Annotated in this window: 15 protein-coding genes; 8 read left to right on the top strand and 7 right to left on the bottom strand. The window is 37.4% G+C overall.

The window, feature by feature from the left end; all coding sequences use genetic code 11:
• Positions 1-69 precede the first annotated feature (69 nt).
• Together H1R81_RS20110 and H1R81_RS20105 are read right to left on the bottom strand one after the other, a co-directional pair.
• Positions 70-1,227, bottom strand: a complete 1,158-nt coding sequence (locus H1R81_RS20110) for an NAD(P)/FAD-dependent oxidoreductase (protein WP_181842531.1) — start codon at positions 1,225-1,227, stop codon at positions 70-72.
• A gap of 25 nt (positions 1,228-1,252) precedes the next feature.
• Positions 1,253-2,002 (bottom strand): AraC family transcriptional regulator, encoded by a 750-nt coding sequence (locus tag H1R81_RS20105; RefSeq protein WP_181842530.1) that lies wholly within the window; start codon positions 2,000-2,002, stop codon positions 1,253-1,255.
• 264 nt (positions 2,003-2,266) lie between these two features.
• Between H1R81_RS20105 and H1R81_RS20100 the strand changes: the two genes are divergently transcribed.
• From H1R81_RS20100 to H1R81_RS20070, 8 genes are all read left to right on the top strand, one after another.
• Positions 2,267-3,526, top strand: a complete 1,260-nt coding sequence (locus H1R81_RS20100) for a hypothetical protein (protein ID WP_181842529.1) — start codon at positions 2,267-2,269, stop codon at positions 3,524-3,526.
• A gap of 675 nt (positions 3,527-4,201) precedes the next feature.
• Positions 4,202-4,315, top strand: a complete 114-nt coding sequence (locus H1R81_RS27495; RefSeq protein WP_229251178.1) for a hypothetical protein — start codon at positions 4,202-4,204, stop codon at positions 4,313-4,315.
• On the top strand, positions 4,279-4,506 hold the full coding sequence (locus H1R81_RS20095) for a protein tyrosine phosphatase (RefSeq protein WP_229251177.1): 228 nt from the start codon (positions 4,279-4,281) through the stop codon (positions 4,504-4,506). The genes H1R81_RS27495 and H1R81_RS20095 overlap by 37 nt, the downstream gene beginning before the upstream one ends.
• 105 nt (positions 4,507-4,611) lie before the next feature.
• Positions 4,612-5,517: a sugar phosphate isomerase/epimerase gene (locus H1R81_RS20090; protein ID WP_181842528.1), complete on the top strand. Its 906-nt coding sequence runs from the start codon at positions 4,612-4,614 to the stop codon at positions 5,515-5,517.
• A gap of 124 nt (positions 5,518-5,641) precedes the next feature.
• Positions 5,642-6,496, top strand: a complete 855-nt coding sequence (locus tag H1R81_RS20085) for a sugar phosphate isomerase/epimerase (RefSeq protein ID WP_181842527.1) — start codon at positions 5,642-5,644, stop codon at positions 6,494-6,496.
• A gap of 409 nt (positions 6,497-6,905) precedes the next feature.
• Positions 6,906-9,785, top strand: a complete 2,880-nt coding sequence (gene gcvP, locus H1R81_RS20080; protein WP_181842526.1) for an aminomethyl-transferring glycine dehydrogenase — start codon at positions 6,906-6,908, stop codon at positions 9,783-9,785.
• 351 nt (positions 9,786-10,136) lie between these two features.
• Positions 10,137-15,974, top strand: a complete 5,838-nt coding sequence (locus H1R81_RS20075; RefSeq protein WP_181842525.1) for a LamG domain-containing protein — start codon at positions 10,137-10,139, stop codon at positions 15,972-15,974.
• 82 nt (positions 15,975-16,056) lie between these two features.
• Positions 16,057-17,232 (top strand): NRAMP family divalent metal transporter, encoded by a 1,176-nt coding sequence (locus tag H1R81_RS20070; protein WP_181842524.1) that lies wholly within the window; start codon positions 16,057-16,059, stop codon positions 17,230-17,232.
• A 271-nt stretch (positions 17,233-17,503) separates the two neighbouring features.
• Here the strand turns inward: H1R81_RS20070 and H1R81_RS20065 are convergent, their stop codons facing one another.
• The 5 genes from H1R81_RS20065 to H1R81_RS20045 form a co-directional block, all read right to left on the bottom strand.
• Positions 17,504-17,788: a rhodanese-like domain-containing protein gene (locus tag H1R81_RS20065; protein ID WP_181842523.1), complete on the bottom strand. Its 285-nt coding sequence runs from the start codon at positions 17,786-17,788 to the stop codon at positions 17,504-17,506.
• Between the two features lie 100 nt (positions 17,789-17,888).
• Positions 17,889-19,508, bottom strand: a complete 1,620-nt coding sequence (locus H1R81_RS20060; protein WP_181842522.1) for an ABC-F family ATP-binding cassette domain-containing protein — start codon at positions 19,506-19,508, stop codon at positions 17,889-17,891.
• A gap of 72 nt (positions 19,509-19,580) precedes the next feature.
• Positions 19,581-20,261 (bottom strand): RadC family protein, encoded by a 681-nt coding sequence (gene radC / locus H1R81_RS20055; protein WP_181842521.1) that lies wholly within the window; start codon positions 20,259-20,261, stop codon positions 19,581-19,583.
• Positions 20,262-20,359: 98 nt separating this feature from the next.
• Positions 20,360-20,614: a 30S ribosomal protein S20 gene (gene rpsT, locus H1R81_RS20050; RefSeq protein WP_181842520.1), complete on the bottom strand. Its 255-nt coding sequence runs from the start codon at positions 20,612-20,614 to the stop codon at positions 20,360-20,362.
• Between the two features lie 211 nt (positions 20,615-20,825).
• Complete coding sequence (locus H1R81_RS20045; protein WP_181842519.1) at positions 20,826-21,236, bottom strand: Dabb family protein; 411 nt, start codon at positions 21,234-21,236, stop codon at positions 20,826-20,828.
• Positions 21,237-21,338 lie beyond the last annotated feature (102 nt).

Here is a 21,338-nt window from a genome sequence, read left to right as displayed (position 1 = left end):
GGTAGGTATGTACGTTTTTTATTCAGAAAGATAGAGCCGCAAGCATTGCAACTCTATCTTTCTGAAATATTATTCCATTTCCCGCACTCCTTCAAACATTCTTAACATTTTCTCTATAGCACCTTCAGAATGAAGCATTTCGGTAGAATCCAGAGTCATTTGCGTAACGGCTGAGGCTCTTTTAAGCATTTGTTTTTCGTAGGAGGCAATCGCTTCCTTAACGGAATGGAAATCATCACTGGTCAGACAATCAGCTAATTCATAGGCATCCTGCATAGCCATATTCACACCTTCTCCGGCATAAGGAGGCATGCGATGGGCAGCGTCGCCCAACATAGTCAAATTTGGTAGGGTTCCCCAATACTGGTCTAAAGGATAATGATACATCGGACGAGGCACGAACCAGAGTTCATCACTGGCAAATAACTCCTGCCATTGACTATCCCAACTACCAAAGGCATCTTTAAACCAGGCAAATACCTGTGCTTTGTCAGTGAAATCAATACCACTTTCTGTTACCCAATTTTCTGGTACTTTGCAGCCTGTATAAAATGATAAACTACCATCACCTTTTGCACTCAAAATCAACGATTGTTCATCACCAAACGCAAAAATTTTACCACCTTTTACCAAATCATATAATTTTGGTGCATGAATAGCGGCGTTATACAAATTACCTTCTACGGCCGTAATACCTGAATAAATAGGCTTAATATTATTAATATTAGGGCGTATTTTTGAGTTTGCTCCATCGGCAGCAATCACAATATCGGCATACGCAGAAGTACCATTTTTGAAGTACAAAAGCCAGCCTTCTCCTTGTTGTTCCATCCAAAGAAAATGAGAATCCCACACGATAGCCTCATCCGGCAATGCATCCAAAAGGATTCTACGCAAAGGACCACGGTCTATTTCAGGGCGATGTTCGCCAAAATCATCGGCTGTGTGGTTGTCCATTTTAATGTTACCTTCTTTATCTAAGATTCTTAATTTACCCGCATCTGGTCTGTAATTGGCATAAAATGCATTGAGTAAACCGGCTCTGCGAAGTGCCTCTAATCCTGACTCTTCGTGTAGGTCAAGTGTAGCACCTTGCACCCGAACATCTTTATTTACATCACGTTCATATACTTTAACATTTGCTCCTTTTATTGCCAATAGATTGGCTAATGTCAACCCACCAGGGCCACCACCTACAATTGCTATTTTTTTGTCTTGTAATATCATACCATAATTGATTTATGGCACAAAATTAGGATTCCGGTAGGGTTGATAATTGAATAAATCGGTCGTTTTTATTGCGGAGAAATTCTTTGGGGGCAACACCTGATAACTTTTTGATTTCTCTGATAAAGTGTGACTGGTCAGCAAAATTCTGCTCAGGAAACAGCTTGCCTTCTCTTATGTGCTTAAACGACGCCCTGAAACGCAGAATATTGCAATAGGCTTTCAGCGAAAGCCCATATTGTTGACTAAAATAGCGGTTTATCTGACGGCTGGTCCAATAGACATTTTCAGAAAGTTCCTTCACACTCATAGCTCCATCACAGGCATAGATAAGCTGGAAAAGTTTGCGCTTTCTTTCATCTATCTTGTCTTTTAAATGGGCTTGTATCTGTATAGTAGCTTTTTGGCAGAAAAGCTCAAAGTCTGTTAAGTCATCTATACTAAAACCCCAGAAGTCATGGGCTAAGCGCAAGGTATTATCTAATAAATCGGCTAACGCTCTTTGCAATACATATTCAGCAGCTAAGGGCTTGAAACTGACGGCAAATGTCAATAAATCAGGGGCAATAATGGCTTGCGTAGGCTCAGTTTCAAGGCCTAATAGCATAATGTGAAAAGGTTCTGTACCTGATTTTGATAAAAACAAATCGATGCGGCCATCTGGTACTATTACTACCTCTTTCTCTTCTGCTGATTGATTATGCAATAACCAGAAACTCTCCACAAAGTCGGCAATAGAAGCATCAGGTTTTATATATTTTGTTATAAGAGTCATGAGTAGATTAAAGCTATTCTCGCCGAAATATCGGCATTATCAATCAACTTGCCATATTAAGCACGATATATTGTACACTGCAATGGAATAGAATGGAAGTAATGCCATCCTTAAATATTTTGATTTGCATAATTTTGTATCATATAAAGAGTTAGTAAGAGAAAGTTTTTTAATTTTAATCTATAATTCTGCATCTGATAAAATTGAGCGAATAAGCTGACAAATAGCCTTATAACTGGCTTTTCAAATTTTCATATTCAAATTATGATAAACAACGAACGATTTTATATTGAAAAATGCAAAGAGCTATTGGAGGCACAATTGGCGTGGGGTGACAGTGCAAACTGGCAGAATCAGGATTTTGAGGAGTTAAGTGAACTGATATTTGCCAAGACAAAAGTTTCGTTAAGCAATTCAACGCTCAAACGGATTTGGGGAAAAGTAAAATACGATAGCTCACCTAATCTTGCTACACTTAATGTGCTGGCGCAGTTTATAGGCTTTGAAAACTGGCGAGAATTTATGAAAAGCGGAGTAGTTGGCAGGGTTGAAGAGCCAGCTATAGCTTATAAGCCTGAACCAGATTTACCTACACAATACACTCCAAAGAAATTCAATTGGGGATTGGTCGCCACGGTAATCATACTTTTTACCGGAGCTTTGTGGGCTTTTCAGAAAAAATCAGACCGCCTCACTTACAGCAATGTCAGTTTTACAAGCACACCTGTAGCCAAGGGATTACCTAATACTGTTATTTTTCAATACAATGCAGCTGATTCTAATGCTGACTCGGTTTTTATTCAGCAAAGCTGGGATCCTTCAAAGCGTTATAAAGTGGATAAAAATAAGCATGAATACACAAGTACTTATTATACGCCAGGGTATTTTCAGGCAAAACTGATTCTGAATAATACAATAGTAAAAGAGCATGATTTATTCATAGAATCAGATGGTTGGTTGGGAATGATTGATAAAGAACCGGTTCCGGCGTATTTATTCAGACATGAAATAGACAAAATTGATAGGAACACCCCTATAGAAATAGACGAAAAGGGCTTTAAAAATTTAGGAATTGATCTGAACAAAGAAAAACTTTGGTCGAGCATACATAAAGTTTCCAGAAAGAATACAGTTTCAAGCGAACATTTTTTGATGGAGACTGAAGTTAAAAATACCTTTTCAAGAGGCGAGGGGGTTTGCCAGTACACCAGAATCTTATTATTAGGTACAGAAGGTGTGATTATAATTCCTTTAAGTATTAAAGGCTGTGTCGGAGAGCTACAACTGAATATACATGAGAAAATTGTTGATGGAAGAACGAATGATCTTTCAAGTTTTGGCGTAGATTTTAAGGATTTTATTAAGGTGAAATGTGAAGTACAAAATCAGAAAATTAGGATATGGATTAGTGATAAACTTGCTTACCAAGGGGGTTTTGTAAGCCCGGTAGGTAAAATAGTTGGTACACGTATCAGATTTTCAGGTACAGGAGTAGTTAGGGCTTTTAATATAAATGAAATTTAATTGTTAACCTGCGAATAAGCAATTTTATACTGAACTCCTCTGAATTAAGATTTTCTCAATAGTTCAATTTTACTCAAAACCACCTGAAATCCTTTGAAAACCCGACTTAAAGGCGCAGATTTACCAGATTAAAATTCATATAATAACAAACTGATAACTGAAAAAAAGAGAAGGTAAATACAGGCAACTGAGGTATCACTGTTATAAACCAGAATATAACGAGCGAGCCTGCAATTACGAATGTACCGATAGGTCTTGTTAGGTACAATCGTTAAGAGCCTGCCATGGCTTTCTGGTTTTTCTAATATCATAAAAAATGAGTAAATAAGTATCCGGTTTTTGGAGAATGTGCCAGAAACGAGAAACAAATGGCTGACATAAAGTTTGTCATTTCCTATGCTTATCAGTAGAAAGTTTCTGAGCTTGTAAGAATAAAAGGCCCGGAAACGTTTCTCAAAAAGGTTACCAATATGGTGGGAACCTTTTTGAATCAGAACAGTAATAGTTCCGGATTTTCAAAGTAGTAATACCAGATTCAAAAGCTCAGCAACCATCAGTACTATGGAAAGACAAGCGCAGGTTCGGCCACACATCAGAAGATGAAAAACGGAATATCGCTATGCTGTTACACTATTAGCTTGTTTGAATTAAAAAAGTGAATCAATTTAACAATTAATGAACCTTCTTTTTGTATGTAGCAGGAACCAATGGCGCAGCCCGACTGCTGAAGCTATTTTTAAAAATTATCGATATTGTCAGGCACAGAACCCTCTGCCCGTATCAGGCTGACAGAAAAGCTATTACAATGGGCAGATATAGTTTTTGTGATGGAGAAAAAACATAAGCAGCGCATTCAACAAAAATTCACTGACCTCGTTAATGAGAAAGAAACCGTTGTACGCAATATTCCGGACGAATACCAGTTTATGGATGAAGAACTTGTATCGTCGCTGAAAATGGCAGTTTTGCCTTATTTGTAAATTTTTTTAATGTTTTGTTTATTTATCAGATTGACAATTAGTAAATTTAAGAATTCAACCAGGCGGACATTACCGTAATCTATCAAAAAACCTATCAGTATTACTATGAAAAGAAGAGACTTCTTGCAAAAAGGAGCTATGGCGCTTGCAGCCTCTACTGCTTTATCTCATGATTTGTTTGCTGCAAAAAAGAAAGGAGAACTCGTGGGGGTTCAGCTTTACTCGGTGCGTGCCGATATGCAAAAAGACCCAATGGGTACTTTGAAAAAAGTAGCCGAAATGGGGTATAAAAATGTGGAACACGCCAACTACGTCAACCGCAAATTTTACGGTTATTCAGCCACGGAATTTAAGAAGATCCTTGATGATTTAGGACTGAAAATGCCAAGTGGGCACACTGTAATGGGAAAGCAACACTGGGACGAAGCCAAAGGAGACTTTACCGACCTTTGGAAACAAACGGTTGAGGATGCAGCTATTTGCGGACAGCAATATGTAATAAGTCCGTGGTTAGATGTCAGCCTACGCAAAGACATGGATAGTCTGAAGCGTTTCATGGATGTTTTCAATAAATCAGGTGAATTATGTCAGAAATCAGGGATGAAATATGGCTACCATAACCATGATTTTGAATTCAGTCTCAAATTAAATGCGATACCCGTTTATGATCTCATTTTACAAAATACAGATCCTAAACTCGTAATACAACAATTGGATATAGGTAATATGTATGGTGGTGGTGGAAGAGCCGCCGATTTATTGAAACGTTATCCGGGTCGTTTCGAGTCAATGCATGTGAAAGATGAGATTGCCGTAACAGGTGCCAATGAAAAATATGAAAGTGCGGTGTTGGGCACAGGAATTATCAATGTAAAAGAAATCATTGATATGGGTAGAAAATCCGGTGGCACTACGCATTTCATTATTGAACAGGAATCTTATCAGGGCAAAGCTCCGTTAGATTCTATCAAAGAAGACTTGGTGATAATTAATAAATGGGGATATAAGTAAGAATTTAGCGAATGAGTGAGTGTGTGACTGAGTGATTAAAATATTGTTATTTATTGGGGTATAATAAACGACATTAATTAATCACGCAATCACTAATTCACAAAATCTCTCAATAGATTTCACTATGAACCGACGAAATATTATTAAAGGATTAGGGGGAGGCATGATGGCCTCCTTTTTCCATAATGAACTGTTTGCGTTTTCAGACAGTAAGTTTCGCATTGGTGCCTGCGATTGGTCAATCAATAATACTGGTAATCTTGGTGCAATGGAAATGGCGAGACGTATAGGCTTAGATGGCGTGCAGGTAAGTTTAGGTTCCGCAGAGAACAATATGCATCTGCGTCAGAAAGAAGTGCAGCAAGCCTATAAAGCCTTGGCCGACATTTTTAAAGTCGGATTCACCGGCTTGGGCATAGGGGAGTTGAATAACATTCCCTATAAGTCAGACGACCGTACTGATGAATGGGTTTCTGACAGCATAGATGTTGCAAAAGCTTTGGGTATTAAAGTCATTTTATTGGCCTTTTTTTATAATGGTGACTTAAAAAATGACTCTAAAGGGCAAGAAGTAGTAATAAAGAAATTCAGACAGGTGGCACCTAAAGCCGAAAGATTAGGGATAACTCTCGGTATAGAATCATGGCTAAGTGCCGAAGAACATATGCACATCATTGATGCTGTAGGTTCAGAGGCTGTGAAATGTTACTATGACGTAGCCAATTCGAATCACATGGGATATGATATTTACAAAGAGATTCGGTGGCTGGGCAAACAAAACCAGATATGCGAATTTCACTTCAAAGAAAATGGGTCTTTATTAGGCAAAGGCAAAGTAGATTTTGCCGAAGTAAGACGTTGCATTGACGAAATCGGTTATACTGGCTGTATCCAGATTGAAGGTGCAGTACCAGAAGGAAAAAGTATGTTTGAAAGCTATCTGCAAAATAATGAATTTGTGAGAGGACTGATGAAATGAGTGAATGAGTGATTATCCTGAATTATGATTACCTGATTGCACTGAATTTTTATTGATTTTAATGAATAGTACTCATTATTATTATTTCTGGAATCATCTTAATCATAAAATCAGGTAAATTATAGTTCAGGATAATGGGCTATAATCATTCACTCGATAAATATACTTTATCTATAACTCTACTAAATTGATAGATATTTTTTCTGAAAAACAAAACGTCTTTAGGCAAAAATAAAACTAAACTGTTTCTTTCAGATTAAAATTATCTGATCTTCAACTCAATTGTTTCGACAACTAAATTCTAATTTTATTATATTTGCAGAACAATCTGGAATGAACTCATTGTTGTACTAATAATAGGTCATTTACCGCTGCGGCGGGGCGTTCAATTACACATTTAAACTTCCCGATGAAAATCAATCTCAATACTCAAGAATCCTTTGAAAGCCGACACCAAGGCAAAAGCGAACATGATTTACAGGCAATGTTGAAAACCATAGGTGCCGATTCGCTTGAAACACTCATCAATCAAACAGTACCCGAACAGATTCGTCTGCAAACCCCCTTAAATCTGCCAACAGCGAAATCAGAAACTGAGTTTTTAGCTGATTTCAAAGTACTGGCGCAAAAAAATAAGATATTTAAATCATACATCGGTACAGGGTATTATGATACAACAGTGCCTAATGTTATTCTAAGAAATATCCTTGAAAACCCTTCATGGTACACTGCCTATACACCTTATCAGGCCGAAATTGCTCAGGGGCGTTTAGAAATGCTTTTGAATTTTCAGACGATGGTCATCGACCTGACAGCTATGGAAATTGCTAATGCGTCTCTTTTAGATGAAGCCACAGCAGCAGCAGAAGCTATGACGATGTTGCACAATGTCCGTCCACCTGCCAAGAAAACCGCCAATACTTTCTTTGTTTCAGAGCTTTGCCATTCGCAAACCATTGATGTAGTATTAGGCCGTGCTAAACCTTTGGGTATTACGGTTGTAGTAGGTAATCATGAAACTTTCGACCTTACCCAGGAAGATGTATATGGTTTATTGCTACAATATCCCGCCACTAATGGAGAGGTATATGATTATACTGATTTAATTACCTCAGCACATGAACTTAATTTAACTGTAGCTGTAGCTGCGGATTTATTGGCTCTGACTTTGTTAACACCTCCAGGTGAAATGGGTGCCGATGTAGTGGTTGGCTCTGCACAGCGATTAGGTGTACCTATGGGTTACGGAGGTCCACATGCAGCTTATTTTGCTACTAAAGATGCTTTTAAACGTCAGATTCCGGGTCGTATTATTGGAGTTTCGGTAGATGCTCAAGGCAATCGTGCTTTGCGTATGGCCTTACAAACCCGGGAGCAACATATTCGTCGCGAAAAAGCTACTTCTAATATCTGTACCGCACAGGTACTTTTATCAGTAATGGCAGCTGCCTATGGAATATATCATGGCCCGCAAGGTTTAAAAAACATCGCAGCTAAGGTTCATGGCTTAACCAGATTATTCGCTGAGTCGGTAGAAGGTTTGGATTATCAGTTATTAATACATAATTATTTTGATACTATTACACTTCATACAGAAGACAGTGCAGCTCTTCGTATAATTGCTGAAAGACAGGGTGTAAACCTAAGATACCTTGAACAAGGCAATGTAAGTATCTCTTTTGACGAAACAAAAACGCTATCTGATGTAGAAGAATTGCTTGGCATATTTGCAGAAGCCAGTGGCAAGAAAACGAAAATAAATCTGAAAAATGAGATTGAGATTTCTTTTGCTCCAAGCCTGAATCGTATTTCTACTTATATGACTCATCCGGTATTCAGTTCTTATCATACCGAGCATGAGATGCTTCGTTATCTTAAATCATTAGAAAACAAAGATTTGTCTTTGGTACACTCTATGATTTCTTTAGGAAGTTGTACCATGAAACTCAATGCGACAGCAGAGATGATTCCTGTAACATGGCCAGAATTTGGCAAGATGCACCCATTCGCACCGCAAGACCAAACACAAGGATACCAACAACTATTTGAAGAACTAAACGACTGGCTGTGTACTATTACAGGTTTTGCAAAAATGTCGCTACAACCTAATTCAGGAGCACAAGGTGAGTATGCAGGCTTGATGGTTATCAGGGCCTACCATGAAAACCGTGGCGAGGGTCATCGTAATATTGCCTTGATTCCTTCATCGGCTCATGGGACTAATCCGGCTTCAGCTGTAATGGCAGGTATGGAGGTAATCGTAACTAAATGTGATGAAAGAGGAAATATTGACTTAGAGGACCTTAAAGCTAAAGCAGAACAGCATGCCGACAGACTTTCGTGTCTCATGGCCACTTATCCATCAACACATGGTGTTTTTGAAGAGTCAATCAAAGAAATCTGCGAGATTATTCATCAAAATGGTGGACAGGTTTATATGGATGGAGCGAATATGAACGCACAGGTAGGCTTAACCTCTCCGGCTTCTATCGGAGCAGACGTTTGCCACCTTAATCTTCATAAGACATTCTGTATTCCACATGGTGGTGGTGGCCCTGGAATGGGGCCAATCGGTGTTGCCCAACACCTTGTGCCTTTCTTACCAAATCATAAAGTAGTGCCGGTATCTGGTTATCACGGTGTCCATGCTATTTCGGCAGGGCCTTATGGAAGTGCAAGTATCCTGACGATCTCTTATGCCTATATTGCCATGATGGGTGCTGATGGTTTAACCAATGCCACCAGATATGCAATTCTGAATGCTAACTATATCAAGGCTCGCTTAGAAGAAAAATATCCGATTTTATATACCGGAAGCAACGGCCGCTGTGCGCACGAAATGATTGTAGATCTGCGTCCGTTCAAATCAACGGCTGGAGTAGAGGCAGAAGACATAGCCAAACGTTTGATGGATTATAATTTCCATGCGCCAACGTTGTCATTCCCGGTGGCAGGAACTTTGATGATTGAGCCAACAGAATCAGAATCTAAAGCAGAGCTTGACCGTTTCTGCGATGCATTATTGACTATCAGAGAAGAAATAAGAGAAGTAGAAGCAGGCAGTACTGATAGATTGAATAACGTATTGAAAAATGCCCCACATACCGCAGCTGTAGTATTGGCCGAGCAATGGGACAAACAGTACACCAGAGAAAAAGCAGCTTTCCCATTACCATATGTAAAAGCCAACAAATTCTGGGCCACTGTAAGCCGTATCGATTCTGCGTATGGAGATAGGAATTTAGTATGTGCCTGCCCTCCTGTTGAGGAGTATGAAGGTAACTCTTAGTAATTTATTGCATTATTTATTGAGGTGTAGTTTCGGCTACACCTCCTTTATTTTGGCCAGTATGGCTTTATATCTTTGTATAAGAAATCTGTAAGTTTTAATTATTGAAACCCGCGTTTAATTGGTGAAATAGTAAATTGGGGCGTATTTAAACCGAGTAACTCGTTTCTGGATTCACATTTTAACAATTGTATTATATAGTTGAGAGCAATAGATAGATTTGTATTATTCCATTTACTTTGATAGCCTGTGATTTTTGTAATATTAGCTCTAAATAATAATACTGTTTTAGTTAAATCTCTTATTTTTGCTTTTTAAATATTATACGCATATTTATCTTGTGACTTTTTAATGAAAAAACTGCTAACTCTGTTATCACTTCTCGGTATTATTTCTGCTCACGCCCAACAAAAACGTCCCATCAACCCAATACCTAATATGGTTGCTGATGCTAATTATCGCATTGGGTGCTCGTTATTTGCCGATCCTAATAATTATTCTACAGGTTCATCTTTCTCTTTCAGTGCACCTGTCAATAATAACTCATATCTTACTGGGCCTAATGGTGCTGATTATGGTTGTTTGTATTCTGCTCCTAATCAGGCCTGGTTTATGATTACTGTCAATACAGGAGGGAATCTATACTTTAATTTCGCTAACAGTTACGATTATGACATTGACGCGGCTATCTGGGGTCCAATTAACAATAATGATGTTGCTAATGCCTGTGCATCTACACTGAATTCTCCGCTAACATGCGATTTCGACGGGAGTCGACCAGATTTGTATATTAATAACGCACAGGCAGGACAAAAATATTTGATGTTGGTGACGAATTACTCTAATGCTAACACCACTATTAATATTACACAGCCCAATGGCGGAAGTGTTACCTATGCTATGGTAAATCTTCCAAATTGTTCGTTGATCCCTACTGCAACTTTAACGGGTGCAAGTACTACTATCACAGAAGGACAATCTGCCACATTGAATCTTAGTTTTACGGGAAGTTCCCCATGGAATTACTCGCTTTCAGATGGAACAATAGGAACTACCTACACTTCTCCAATAAATATTAATGTTTATCCCACATCATCACAAACCTATACCATAAACTCAGTCAGCAACTTGTGTGGAACCAATAGTGGTTCAGGAAGTGTAGGAATTTCAGTTCTAAGAAACATTTTAATGAAGTCTTGTTTTCCATTAGATGGAAATATCACAGATTCAAAAGGATTAAATTCAGGGACACTTCAGAATGGCGTATTAGCTACTACTAACCGGCATAATGAAATTAATAAGGCATTACAGTTTGATGGCACAAACGATTATATAAGTATAACAGCTGACCAGCTAAATAATACAACTTTTTCATTTGCTACCTGGGTAAAATTAGATGAACTGCCTACAAGTATTAATGCAGAAGAAATAATCTTTTCATTAGGAGGCTCAAGTGATGAGCATTATCTTGGTGTTGAATATTATAACGGCGCACCATCATGGAAATTTTCATCCAATAACTCAAAAGTATATTCAACTGCTATTGTTGATACCGAATGGCATTTGCTGATTGGCGTAAGAACAGGAGGATTGTTAAAACTATACGTTGACGGTGTAATGACTGCTTCAACTTTTGTTTCGGGGACAGCAACTTATAGTAACCCATTGTCAGGCAGAATAGGAGGTGGTATTGCTAATACTAAGTTTTGGAAAGGTAAAATCGATGATATTAAGATTTTTAACAGTTCATTACTTGACCCTGAAGTTTTAATACTTCAGAATTATAATAATTGTAATGATGTATTTTTAGATACCTATATTTCAGTTCAGAGCATCAGCACCTCTCTTATCTGTACTAATACCTCATTTACCATCAGGGCTTTTACTAATAGTTTAACTCCCGAAACAGGAACGCCATTTGTAGTAGAACTCTCTGATGAAAGCGGGAGTTTTGATAATCCTACAATTATTGGTTCTTCAGAATTCTTGCCTTTAACAGCCAATATTCCTAATACAGTAACCGGCGGAAGCCATAAACTCAGGATCAGATATGGAGCAATTATAAGCATCAATACTTTTGATATATACGTTAATAAATCAGCAAATTATAACGTAACAGGTACCACAACTATTAATGATGGGCAATCGGCTAATATATCTTTGAATTTTACAGGTAGCGGTCCGTGGAATTATGTTTTATCAAATGGCCTAAGTGGTGCTGCCACTACGAGTCCGTGGGTAATTCCGGTAACGCCAGACCAAAGCGCGACTTATAGTGTTATATCGGCACAGAATGTTTGCGGTAATGCAATTTTAAATGGCAGTAATAGCGCAACGATTACGGTTAATTTTACAAAACAGAATGTAACCTGTTTGCCTTTCAACGGCAATGCTACTGACCAGAAAGCTAATAATACCACAACTGTCAATGGGGCTTTACTTACTGAAAATCGGTATGGACAAACTAATGCTGCTTATACTTTTGATGGCACCAGTAATTACATAGAGTACACTACTAACCTTCTTCGTAAACGTGAATATACCATGTCTGCCTGGGTTTTAGCAAATAATATTACAGGTGGGACACAATATATATTATCTCAGGGTGAAACAGGTACTCAGACATTTCAGGGTTTGGCTCTGACAAATTCTGGCTGGCAATTTACTTCTTATAACAGTTGGGGAGCTTATTATGCCACATCTACTACAGGCTTGGTTGCCAATCAATGGGTTCACCTGACTGCTGTGAGAACCTACCAGCAATTGAAATTGTATGTGAACGGTAACTTGGTAGCTACGTCTTATAGTACCGACAATATTCCTTTCAAAACTTCTGATATTGGTCGTATTGGTGCCAGTAGTTCAGGTTTAAGTAATTATTTTAACGGAAAAATTGACGATGTAAGATTATATAAAGGAGCATTGAACGATGAGGAGGTTTATGCCTTATATGCAAATACTGGTAATTGCCCAACTATTGAGAATTCTTCTGTCATTTTAGTGAAATCTTTATCACCATCCACTGTATGTGCTGGTGGTACTATCAGCGTAACTTATGCATCAAGTGGTATAAACCCTACCATGGGCGCACCACTAAAAGTACAACTATCTGACCAGAATGGAAGTTTTGCTAACCCTACAATTGTTGGGAGTGGAATTAGTAGCCCAATTGTTGCTAACATACCCTTTAATAGTCAGAATGGTAGTCTTTACAAGATTAGGATCATTTCAAGTGGTGAAAACCCGGTAACGAGCCTTACAACTGCTTCCCTTAATATAAGTGGTGAGCTTCCAACAGCTACTCTATCTGGTGGAGGGAATATTCCATATGGCGGAAGCACAAGCCTGACTATTACTTTCACAGGTTCATCTCCCTGGACATACGCCATCAATAATGGTTCAAACCAGACCACAAGTACTAATCCTTTAACAGTTTCGGTTTCTCCAACAGTAACAACTACCTACACAATCACTTCCTTAACTAATCATTGTGGTGCAGGAACTACAATAGGTAGTGCTGTAATTGCGGTGAATTCTACTATTATTTTAGGTAGTACCAATACAAATTTTTGTGAAGGTCAAACTATTTCTGTTCCTTTTACGCTTAATTTCTCACCATCTGCAACCTTAAGATTAGAATTATCAGATAGTACAGGAAGTTTTACAAACCCACTTGTTTTAGGTACAGGAACGAGTAGTCCTATCAGCGCATTAATTCCAGCAAGTATTACAGGAGGTACAAGATATAAAGTCAGAATTGTTAGTACTTCTCCTGTGGCTATAAGTTCGGTTTCAGATAATATCCTCCTAAAAAAGAAACCAACGGCTGCTATTTCAGGTACAAAATCTATCATCGAAGATTTTTCTGCCGATTTAACTATTACCTTTACCGGGATAGGTCCTTGGACATATAAGATTAATAATGGAACAAATCAGACCGCAACGGTTAATCCAACTATAGCGAGTGTTTCTCCGACTACAAACGCAACTTATGCAGTTACTTCTGTTTCAAATGCCTGCGGAAACGGTACCGTCAGTGGCAATGCCATTATAACTGTAACACATGATGCTTATTTAGTTTCCTGTTATCCATTTAATGGAAATGCAAATGATAGCAAAGGCATTAATAATGGCGTCACATATGGGGGTGTTAGTTTAACCACTGACAGATTTAATACTGCAAATAGCGCATATTTGTTTGATGGCTTTGATGATTATATTCAGCTACCAATCAATAGAATGGGCAACATGAGTGCTTATAGTGTTTCATTATGGGTTAGTACTACTGGTTATGCTCACCCAAACGGAGAAAATCTATTTACTGTTATTCCAAATGGTATTGATGGAACTATGCATTCATTAATATTTACAAACTGGGATGTAAATATTGAGCAGACACAGGCTTTTTATAGAATACCATGTGGAAATTTTAGTTGTCAAACCTGGTTTTCTCAAACTTTTACACCTAATACCTGGTATAATATCGTGGTTACAAGGCAAGGCAGTGCATTACGTTTATATAGCAATGGCGTTCTTTTGAGTAGTGTTACACAAACAGGGACAAATTTTGATGCAACCATGGATAACCTGATGGCATTTCTTGGAAAGAAATTTCGTGAAGTATCCGGAGGCGATGGTGGGTATTTTAGAGGGAAAATTGATGACGTTCAGATTTATAAAAGGGCTTTAAATGATACTCAGGTAACAGCCTTATTCAGGCAGACAAGTTGTGATGATATTGTTGCTTTACCTTTTGTGAATTTAGTTTCAGTATCTACCAGCACTATGTGTAAGGGACAGAATGTCACTATACAATATTCGGCTCAAAAAACGGCAGCATTAATAAAAGCAGAATTATCTGATGCTAACGGAAATTTTGCTACACCAATTGTTATTGGTTCAGGAACTGGTAGCCCTATAGTTGCCCAGATTCCGGCGAATCAGGGGGTTGGTGCGGGCTATAAGATCAGGTTAGTTTCAACTGATAATACCCCTGTAGTAAGTAATTTTTCTCAGACGCTTTCTGTAAATAGTGTAAGTACGGCTTCACTAACAGGTAATACAACTATCAATGAAGGCGAATCAACAAATCTTACTGTTAATTTTACAGGCTCAGCACCGTGGACCTATAAAATTAATAATGGAACAAATCAGACAACAAGTACTAATCCATTGTCAGTTACTATTTCGCCAATCACTAACACTACTTATAACATTACATCTCTTTCAAATGCCTGTGGCAATGGTACAACAAATGGTAGCGTATCTATCAATGTATTAAATTTACCTTTTTTAATTTCCTGCTATTCATTTAATGGAAATATGACTGATGGTAAAGGAAACAATAATGGAACTCTTTTAAGTAGTGCCTATACTACCGACCGTTTTAATAACTCAAATGGAGCCTTGATATTTGATGGAAATGGTACTAATTATGGTGAAATTCCTTTAGATGAATTGTCAAATATGACGGCCTATACTGTTTCACTATGGTTTAGTATCCCAACGCACGAATCCTTTATGTATGGACGCAACCTTTTTGCATTAATGCCCCCGTATAATACGCAAGAGCCTGCTCAATCAATTACAGAGGCTGAATGGCTTTCAAGCATGACTAATTTTGGAGAAGAGGTGACTAAAATTACTTATGGTAATAGTTATAACGGTTTCTTTAGTGATGCCTTTATCGTTAACCTAAATACTTGGTATCACGTAGTGCTAACCAGACAAAATAATGTAATAAAATTATATCAGAATGGAGTCCTTTTAAATACCAAGAATGCTGTTACTGGTAATGCCTATTTAGGTAATTTAAAAGGATATATTGGACGAAGATTTGGAAGTGGTTCAGAAAATGCGTTAGGGGATGGATTTAAAGGTAAACTTGATGATCTGCAAATCTATAGAAACGCTTTATCGGCAGGTCAGGTGCAAGCACTTTATAAAAATAATACAAGTGCTTGTTTTGACGCATCCAAGTTTACCTGTTTAGCTGATGTTGTTTATGATTCAATGATCAATGGACAACAAGTTTTATCAGTTAAAAATCAGATAACCGGAATTGGTATTATTCAAGCAGGAGCAAATATTTATTTTGATGCGAAAAACGCAGTTTTATTACAACCAGGCTTTAAAACAGAAACTAATACTATATTTACTGCAAAGGCCGGAACAGGATGTATAGATTAGAGGAGAGTTGATTTTTAATGAATAGATATTTTATCTTATAGGTTTATACTTTATTTGATAATAAAATCTAAACCATCTGATAATGAAAAAAGCGCAATACAAAGGAGTCATAACAGGGGCCGCTTTTCTGATGGCAACTTCTGCCATCGGACCTGGTTTTCTAACGCAAACTACTGTCTTTACGGAGCAATTACTTGCAAGTTTTGGCTTTGTTATTTTATTGTCGATTTTTCTGGATATCGCTTCACAACTAAATATCTGGCGGGTAGTTGCAGTAAGCAACAAAAGAGCACAGGATTTAGCTAATGATTTGCTTCCAGGACTTGGCTACATATTAGCTTTTTTAATTGTAATCGGAGGACTGGCTTTTAATATAGGCAATGTAGCTGGCGCAGGCTTAGGATTTGAAGTACTTTTCGGGATAAATGTAAAAATAGGAGCAGTAATAAGTGCTATCATTGCTATCGGCATATTTCTCTCAAAAGAGGCGGGCAAAATAATAGATAATTTTACAAGATTTTTAGGCTTTGTGATGATACTCCTGATTTTGTATGTTGTGTTTGTTGCCCAACCACCTGTTTTTGATGCTATGTATTATACTATTATCCCACAGAAATTTGATGCCTTGGCTACTATTACATTAGTTGGTGGAACAGTAGGGGGGTACATTACCTTTGCTGGTGTACATCGCTTAATTGACGCTGGAATAAGCGGACAAGAGAGCCTATCTCAGATAAACAAGAGCGCAACTACAGGTATTTTAGTAACGGCCATAGTTCGTTATTTGCTCTTTTTAGCGTCTTTAGGAGTTGTTGTGACGGGCTTTGTTATGAATAAAGACAATCCCGCAGCTTCAGTATTTCAGCAAGCGGCAGGAAATGTAGGCTACAAGATTTTTGGTGTTGTTATCTGGTGTGCAGCTATATCTTCGGTGGTTGGAGCTGCCTACACATCTGTTTCTTTTTTTCGTACTTTTCATCCAGTCTTCGAAAAGTTTCACCAGCAAATTATTATTGGTTTTATTATTTTTTCAACAATTGTTTTCGCATTGGTTGGTAAGCCTGTAGAAATTTTAGTTTGGGTTGGTACACTTAATGGTTTTGTCTTACCTATTGGTTTAGCTATTGTTTTGTTGGCAAGCAGGCAAAAAAGACTCATTGGTACTTATAAACATTCTGTCTTTCTTCAAATAATCGGCTGGTTAGTTGTTATTGCTATGCTTGTTTTAGCTATTAAGGCTTTTGTAGAAGTTAATTAAAGAAGACATTAAATTTTTCAGTTTTTTTAATGACAAACACCTTTACTTATAGGTTTTTGTTGTATTTTTGCAGGGTTGAAACTTAAAACTCAAAACGAATATGTTCGGTTATCAATATCCAACTTGGCTTGCTATTGCATTTTTTGTTGTTTTAATGGTTACTTCTTATGCCGTTGGTAAATGGTTAATTAAGAAAGAAAGAAACTACAAATGATTCGAAGCCAATACATAAATATCAATAGGTAGTCGTCAGATTACTTATTGATATTTATCAGAAAATTCCTTCTTCTAAGTGTAATATCTCCTTATCAGATAGCTTCTTTGTAAGAAGACGTGCTACAATGCTACTTCTGGTACCATTCGAGCAAGCCACTATAATGGTATCATAGTCTCTCAATTCATCTAATCTTTCAGTAATTTCGTGTGGTGGAATATTGATTCCCCCAATATTAAAATCAGCAAATTCCCATACTTCCCGAACATCTACTAATAAAGTTTTGGGTTTATTGAGAGTAGCCTCAAGGTCTTGTTGTAATATTTCTTTGAAGTCGGGCAATTGATAGGTAGTATTCAGCTTTTATTTGAAGAATCATATCCTAAACTATGTAAGTATAACTAAGAGTAGGATATGATTAAAATATATTGATTATCTGTAATCACGCATATAATGCGTCTCTCTGAGACTTTACTTTTTCGTTAGTCAGATAATCATCAAAATCCATCAGTTTATCCAAACAACCATTCGGTGTCAATTCTATCACACGAGTTGCAACGGTTTGTGTCAGTTGGTGGTCATGACAAGTAAAGAGAATATTGCTCGGGAAATCTTCCATACCTTTGTTAAGCGCTTGAATTGATTCAAGGTCTAAGTGGTTGGTTGGTTCGTCGAAAAGCAATACATTCGCTCCAGAGAGCATCATTCTTGAGAACATACAACGTTGTTTTTCTCCTCCAGATAGTACTGTACATTTTTTCAAGGCTTCTTCACCTGAAAACAACATTCTACCTAAAAAACCTCGAATAAAAGTCTCATCTTTTTCAGTGGAGTACTGGCGTAACCAATCTACCAGATCAAGATTGCCGTCTGTGAAATACTCAGTATTATCATTTGGCAAATAACTATTGGTAATAGTTATACCCCATTTAAATGTACCACCAGTTGCTTTTCTTTCTCCCATCAAAATATCAAACAATGCAGTTACTGCCAGACCATCTTTGCTCAGGAAGGCAATCTTTTCATTACGGGCTACCTGGAAACTCAAATTTCTGAATAGGTAAGTGCCATCTTCTAATTTGTAGCTCAGGTTCTCTACCAATAAAATCTGATCACCAACTTCACGTTCAGGCTTAAAGCCGATATAAGGGTATTTACGAGAGGATGGTTGAATTTGTTCGATATTCAGTTTTTCAATCATCTTCTGACGAGCAGTAGCCTGTTTCGACTTAGCAACGTTAGCAGAGAAACGACGAATAAATTCTTCCAATTCTTTCTTTTTCTCTTCTGCTTTCTTATTCTGGTCAGCTTTTTGACGAGCCGCTAATTGACTTGACTCATACCAGAAAGAGTAGTTGCCACCATATAAAGTGATTTTCTTGTAATCAAGGTCGGCGATATAAGTACACACGTTGTCAAGGAAGTGACGGTCGTGAGAAACTACTATAACGGTGTTTTTGAAGTTCATTAAGAAGTTCTCTAACCACAAAATAGACTCAATGTCTAAGTTGTTGGTAGGTTCATCTAATAGCAGAATATCGGGATTTCCAAACAAAGCCTGTGCCAACAAAACCTTTACTTTGTCAGTAGGGTTCATGTCTGCCATTATATTATAGTGTAAGTCTTCTTTAATTCCTAAACCTGATAACAACGAAGCTGCGTCAGAATCTGCTTCCCAACCATTCATTTCTGCAAACTCTGCTTCTAATTCAGCAGCACGATTACCATCCTCTTCCGAGAAATCAGGTTTTGCATAAATGGCATCTTTTTCAGCAATGATTTCAGATAGACGTTCATTACCTCTGATAACTGTATTCAATACAGTCTCGTCGTCAAAAGCATTCTGGTTTTGTTTTAAGACTGACATTCTTTCACCCGGGTCCATACTTACATTTCCAGAAGTAGGCTCGATTTCACCCGAAAGGATTTTTACAAAAGTTGATTTCCCTGCTCCGTTAGCGCCTATAAGCCCATAAACGTTGCCAGAAGTAAATTTTAAATTAACCTCTTCGAAAAGTGTACGTTTTCCGAAACGAAGCGAAATATTTGAAACAGTTAGCATTTATATCAAAAGAATTTATAATGTCGATTATGATTGGATTTAAACTTAAAGAACAGATGTCTGTTGGAAATTCTAAAGAATACCTTTGTCGGCAAAACTGAAATAACCATTATCACCGAAAATCAGGTGATCCAATATCGGAATATCTAATAAACGTCCAGCTTCTTTTACACGCTTAGTCAGATCTAAATCTGCCTGGCTTGGTGTAAGATTACCCGAAGGATGGTTATGAACTAAAATAATAGCTGAGGCCAGATATTCAATCGCACTCTTGAAAATTATCTTAGGGTCGGCTACAGTGCCCGCTACTCCGCCGATGCTTATCTGAAAAGGCCTGATTATTTCACTGGCACGATTGAGCAACAAAACCCAGAATTGCTCATGAGATAAATCAAGCAAATATGGTATCATGGCCTGATAAGCATCTCCTGACGAAGTTATCTTTGCTTTTCTTACTACTTCACTCTCTTTCCTTCTTCTGCCTAATTCAAGGGCTGCTGCTATTGAAATAGCTTTGGCATCGCCAACACCTTTAAATTTCATCAGGTCGTTGATAGTTAGTTTGGCTAATTCGTTGAGATTATTGCCGACACTACGTAAAATAAGTTTTGATAAATCAACAGCCGATAATTCTCTTGTGCCTGAACCAATCAGAATAGCAATTAATTCTGCATCAGAAAGGGCGGCTTTGCCTTTAAGCATTAATTTTTCTCTCGGACGGTCTTCTTCAGCCCAGGAAAGAATATTGTTCATAAGTTTAGTAAGGTTGTAACAATATATTTTTATACAATACTAAACAAAAAATGCCCACGGAGGCGTTTCCATGAGCAAAATATTGTATCACACACCGATTATGCTAAAGCGGCGATGTGTTTCGCTAAACCAGATTTCAAGTTTGCTGCTTTGTTTTTGTGGATAACGTTTTTACGCGCTAATTTATCCAACATAGAAGCGGCTGATTTAAACAACTCCGTTGCTGCTACTTTATCTGTAAGACCACGTAGTTTTCTAACAATAGTACGAGTTGTTTTGTGTTGGTAACGATTTCTCAAACGCTTTGCCTCGTTCGCTCTGATGCGTTTTAATGCCGACTTATGATTTGCCATTTTATTTAAAAAAATTTGTCTGTGCTTTCTTTAGAACTCCAATTGAGGGTGCAAAAATAGTAATTTTATTATTAAATACAAAACAGAACAATAAAAATATAACAATAAGTGTCTGATTTTATGCCTGTAAAAGTGCTCTTTATGTATGCATAAGAAAAAAGCACGCGTTTGCGTGCTTTTTCTGAATATTCTTTGATAAACAGAAATAAAATTATTTTATTTCTGAATTAATAACTAATACTTTTTCCCAATTTGCTTCATTTGATTTCTCAAATGCCTGATATTGGGTGCTTTGACGGAATTTCACTAATTCACTATCAGTTCTGAAAGTGAGGTAGTGCATTACGTCATATTCAGCGTTTGAACCATTCGAAATTGTATTTCCTGCTGAATAGTTGACGATTTCAGGCAGCTCGCGTTTCAAGTCCTGAAATTGTTCCAAATGTTTTTTCATTGCTTCTGCCGAAGTTCCTTCCTTGAATTTATAGCAAATAATGCTTTGCTTTTGTGCTTTAGGTGGTGTATAAGCAGAACCATATGCTACCATTAAAAAGGCAAATACTCCTAAAGCAATTGCTGGCATTACATATCTTAATAACGATTTTTTCTGTGTATGACTCATTTTGATTTTCCGAATAATATTTTGTACTACACTGCAAATATAACGGAAATTATTTTAAATCATTGCACTTTTTCAAGAAAATATTTTATTGATTTTATATTT

This window comes from Emticicia sp. BO119 (genome assembly GCF_013912375.1).
Classification (GTDB): domain Bacteria; phylum Bacteroidota; class Bacteroidia; order Cytophagales; family Spirosomataceae; genus Emticicia.
Note: the sequence above shows the minus strand (reverse complement) of the source record. Positions and strands in the feature narration are given on the sequence as shown.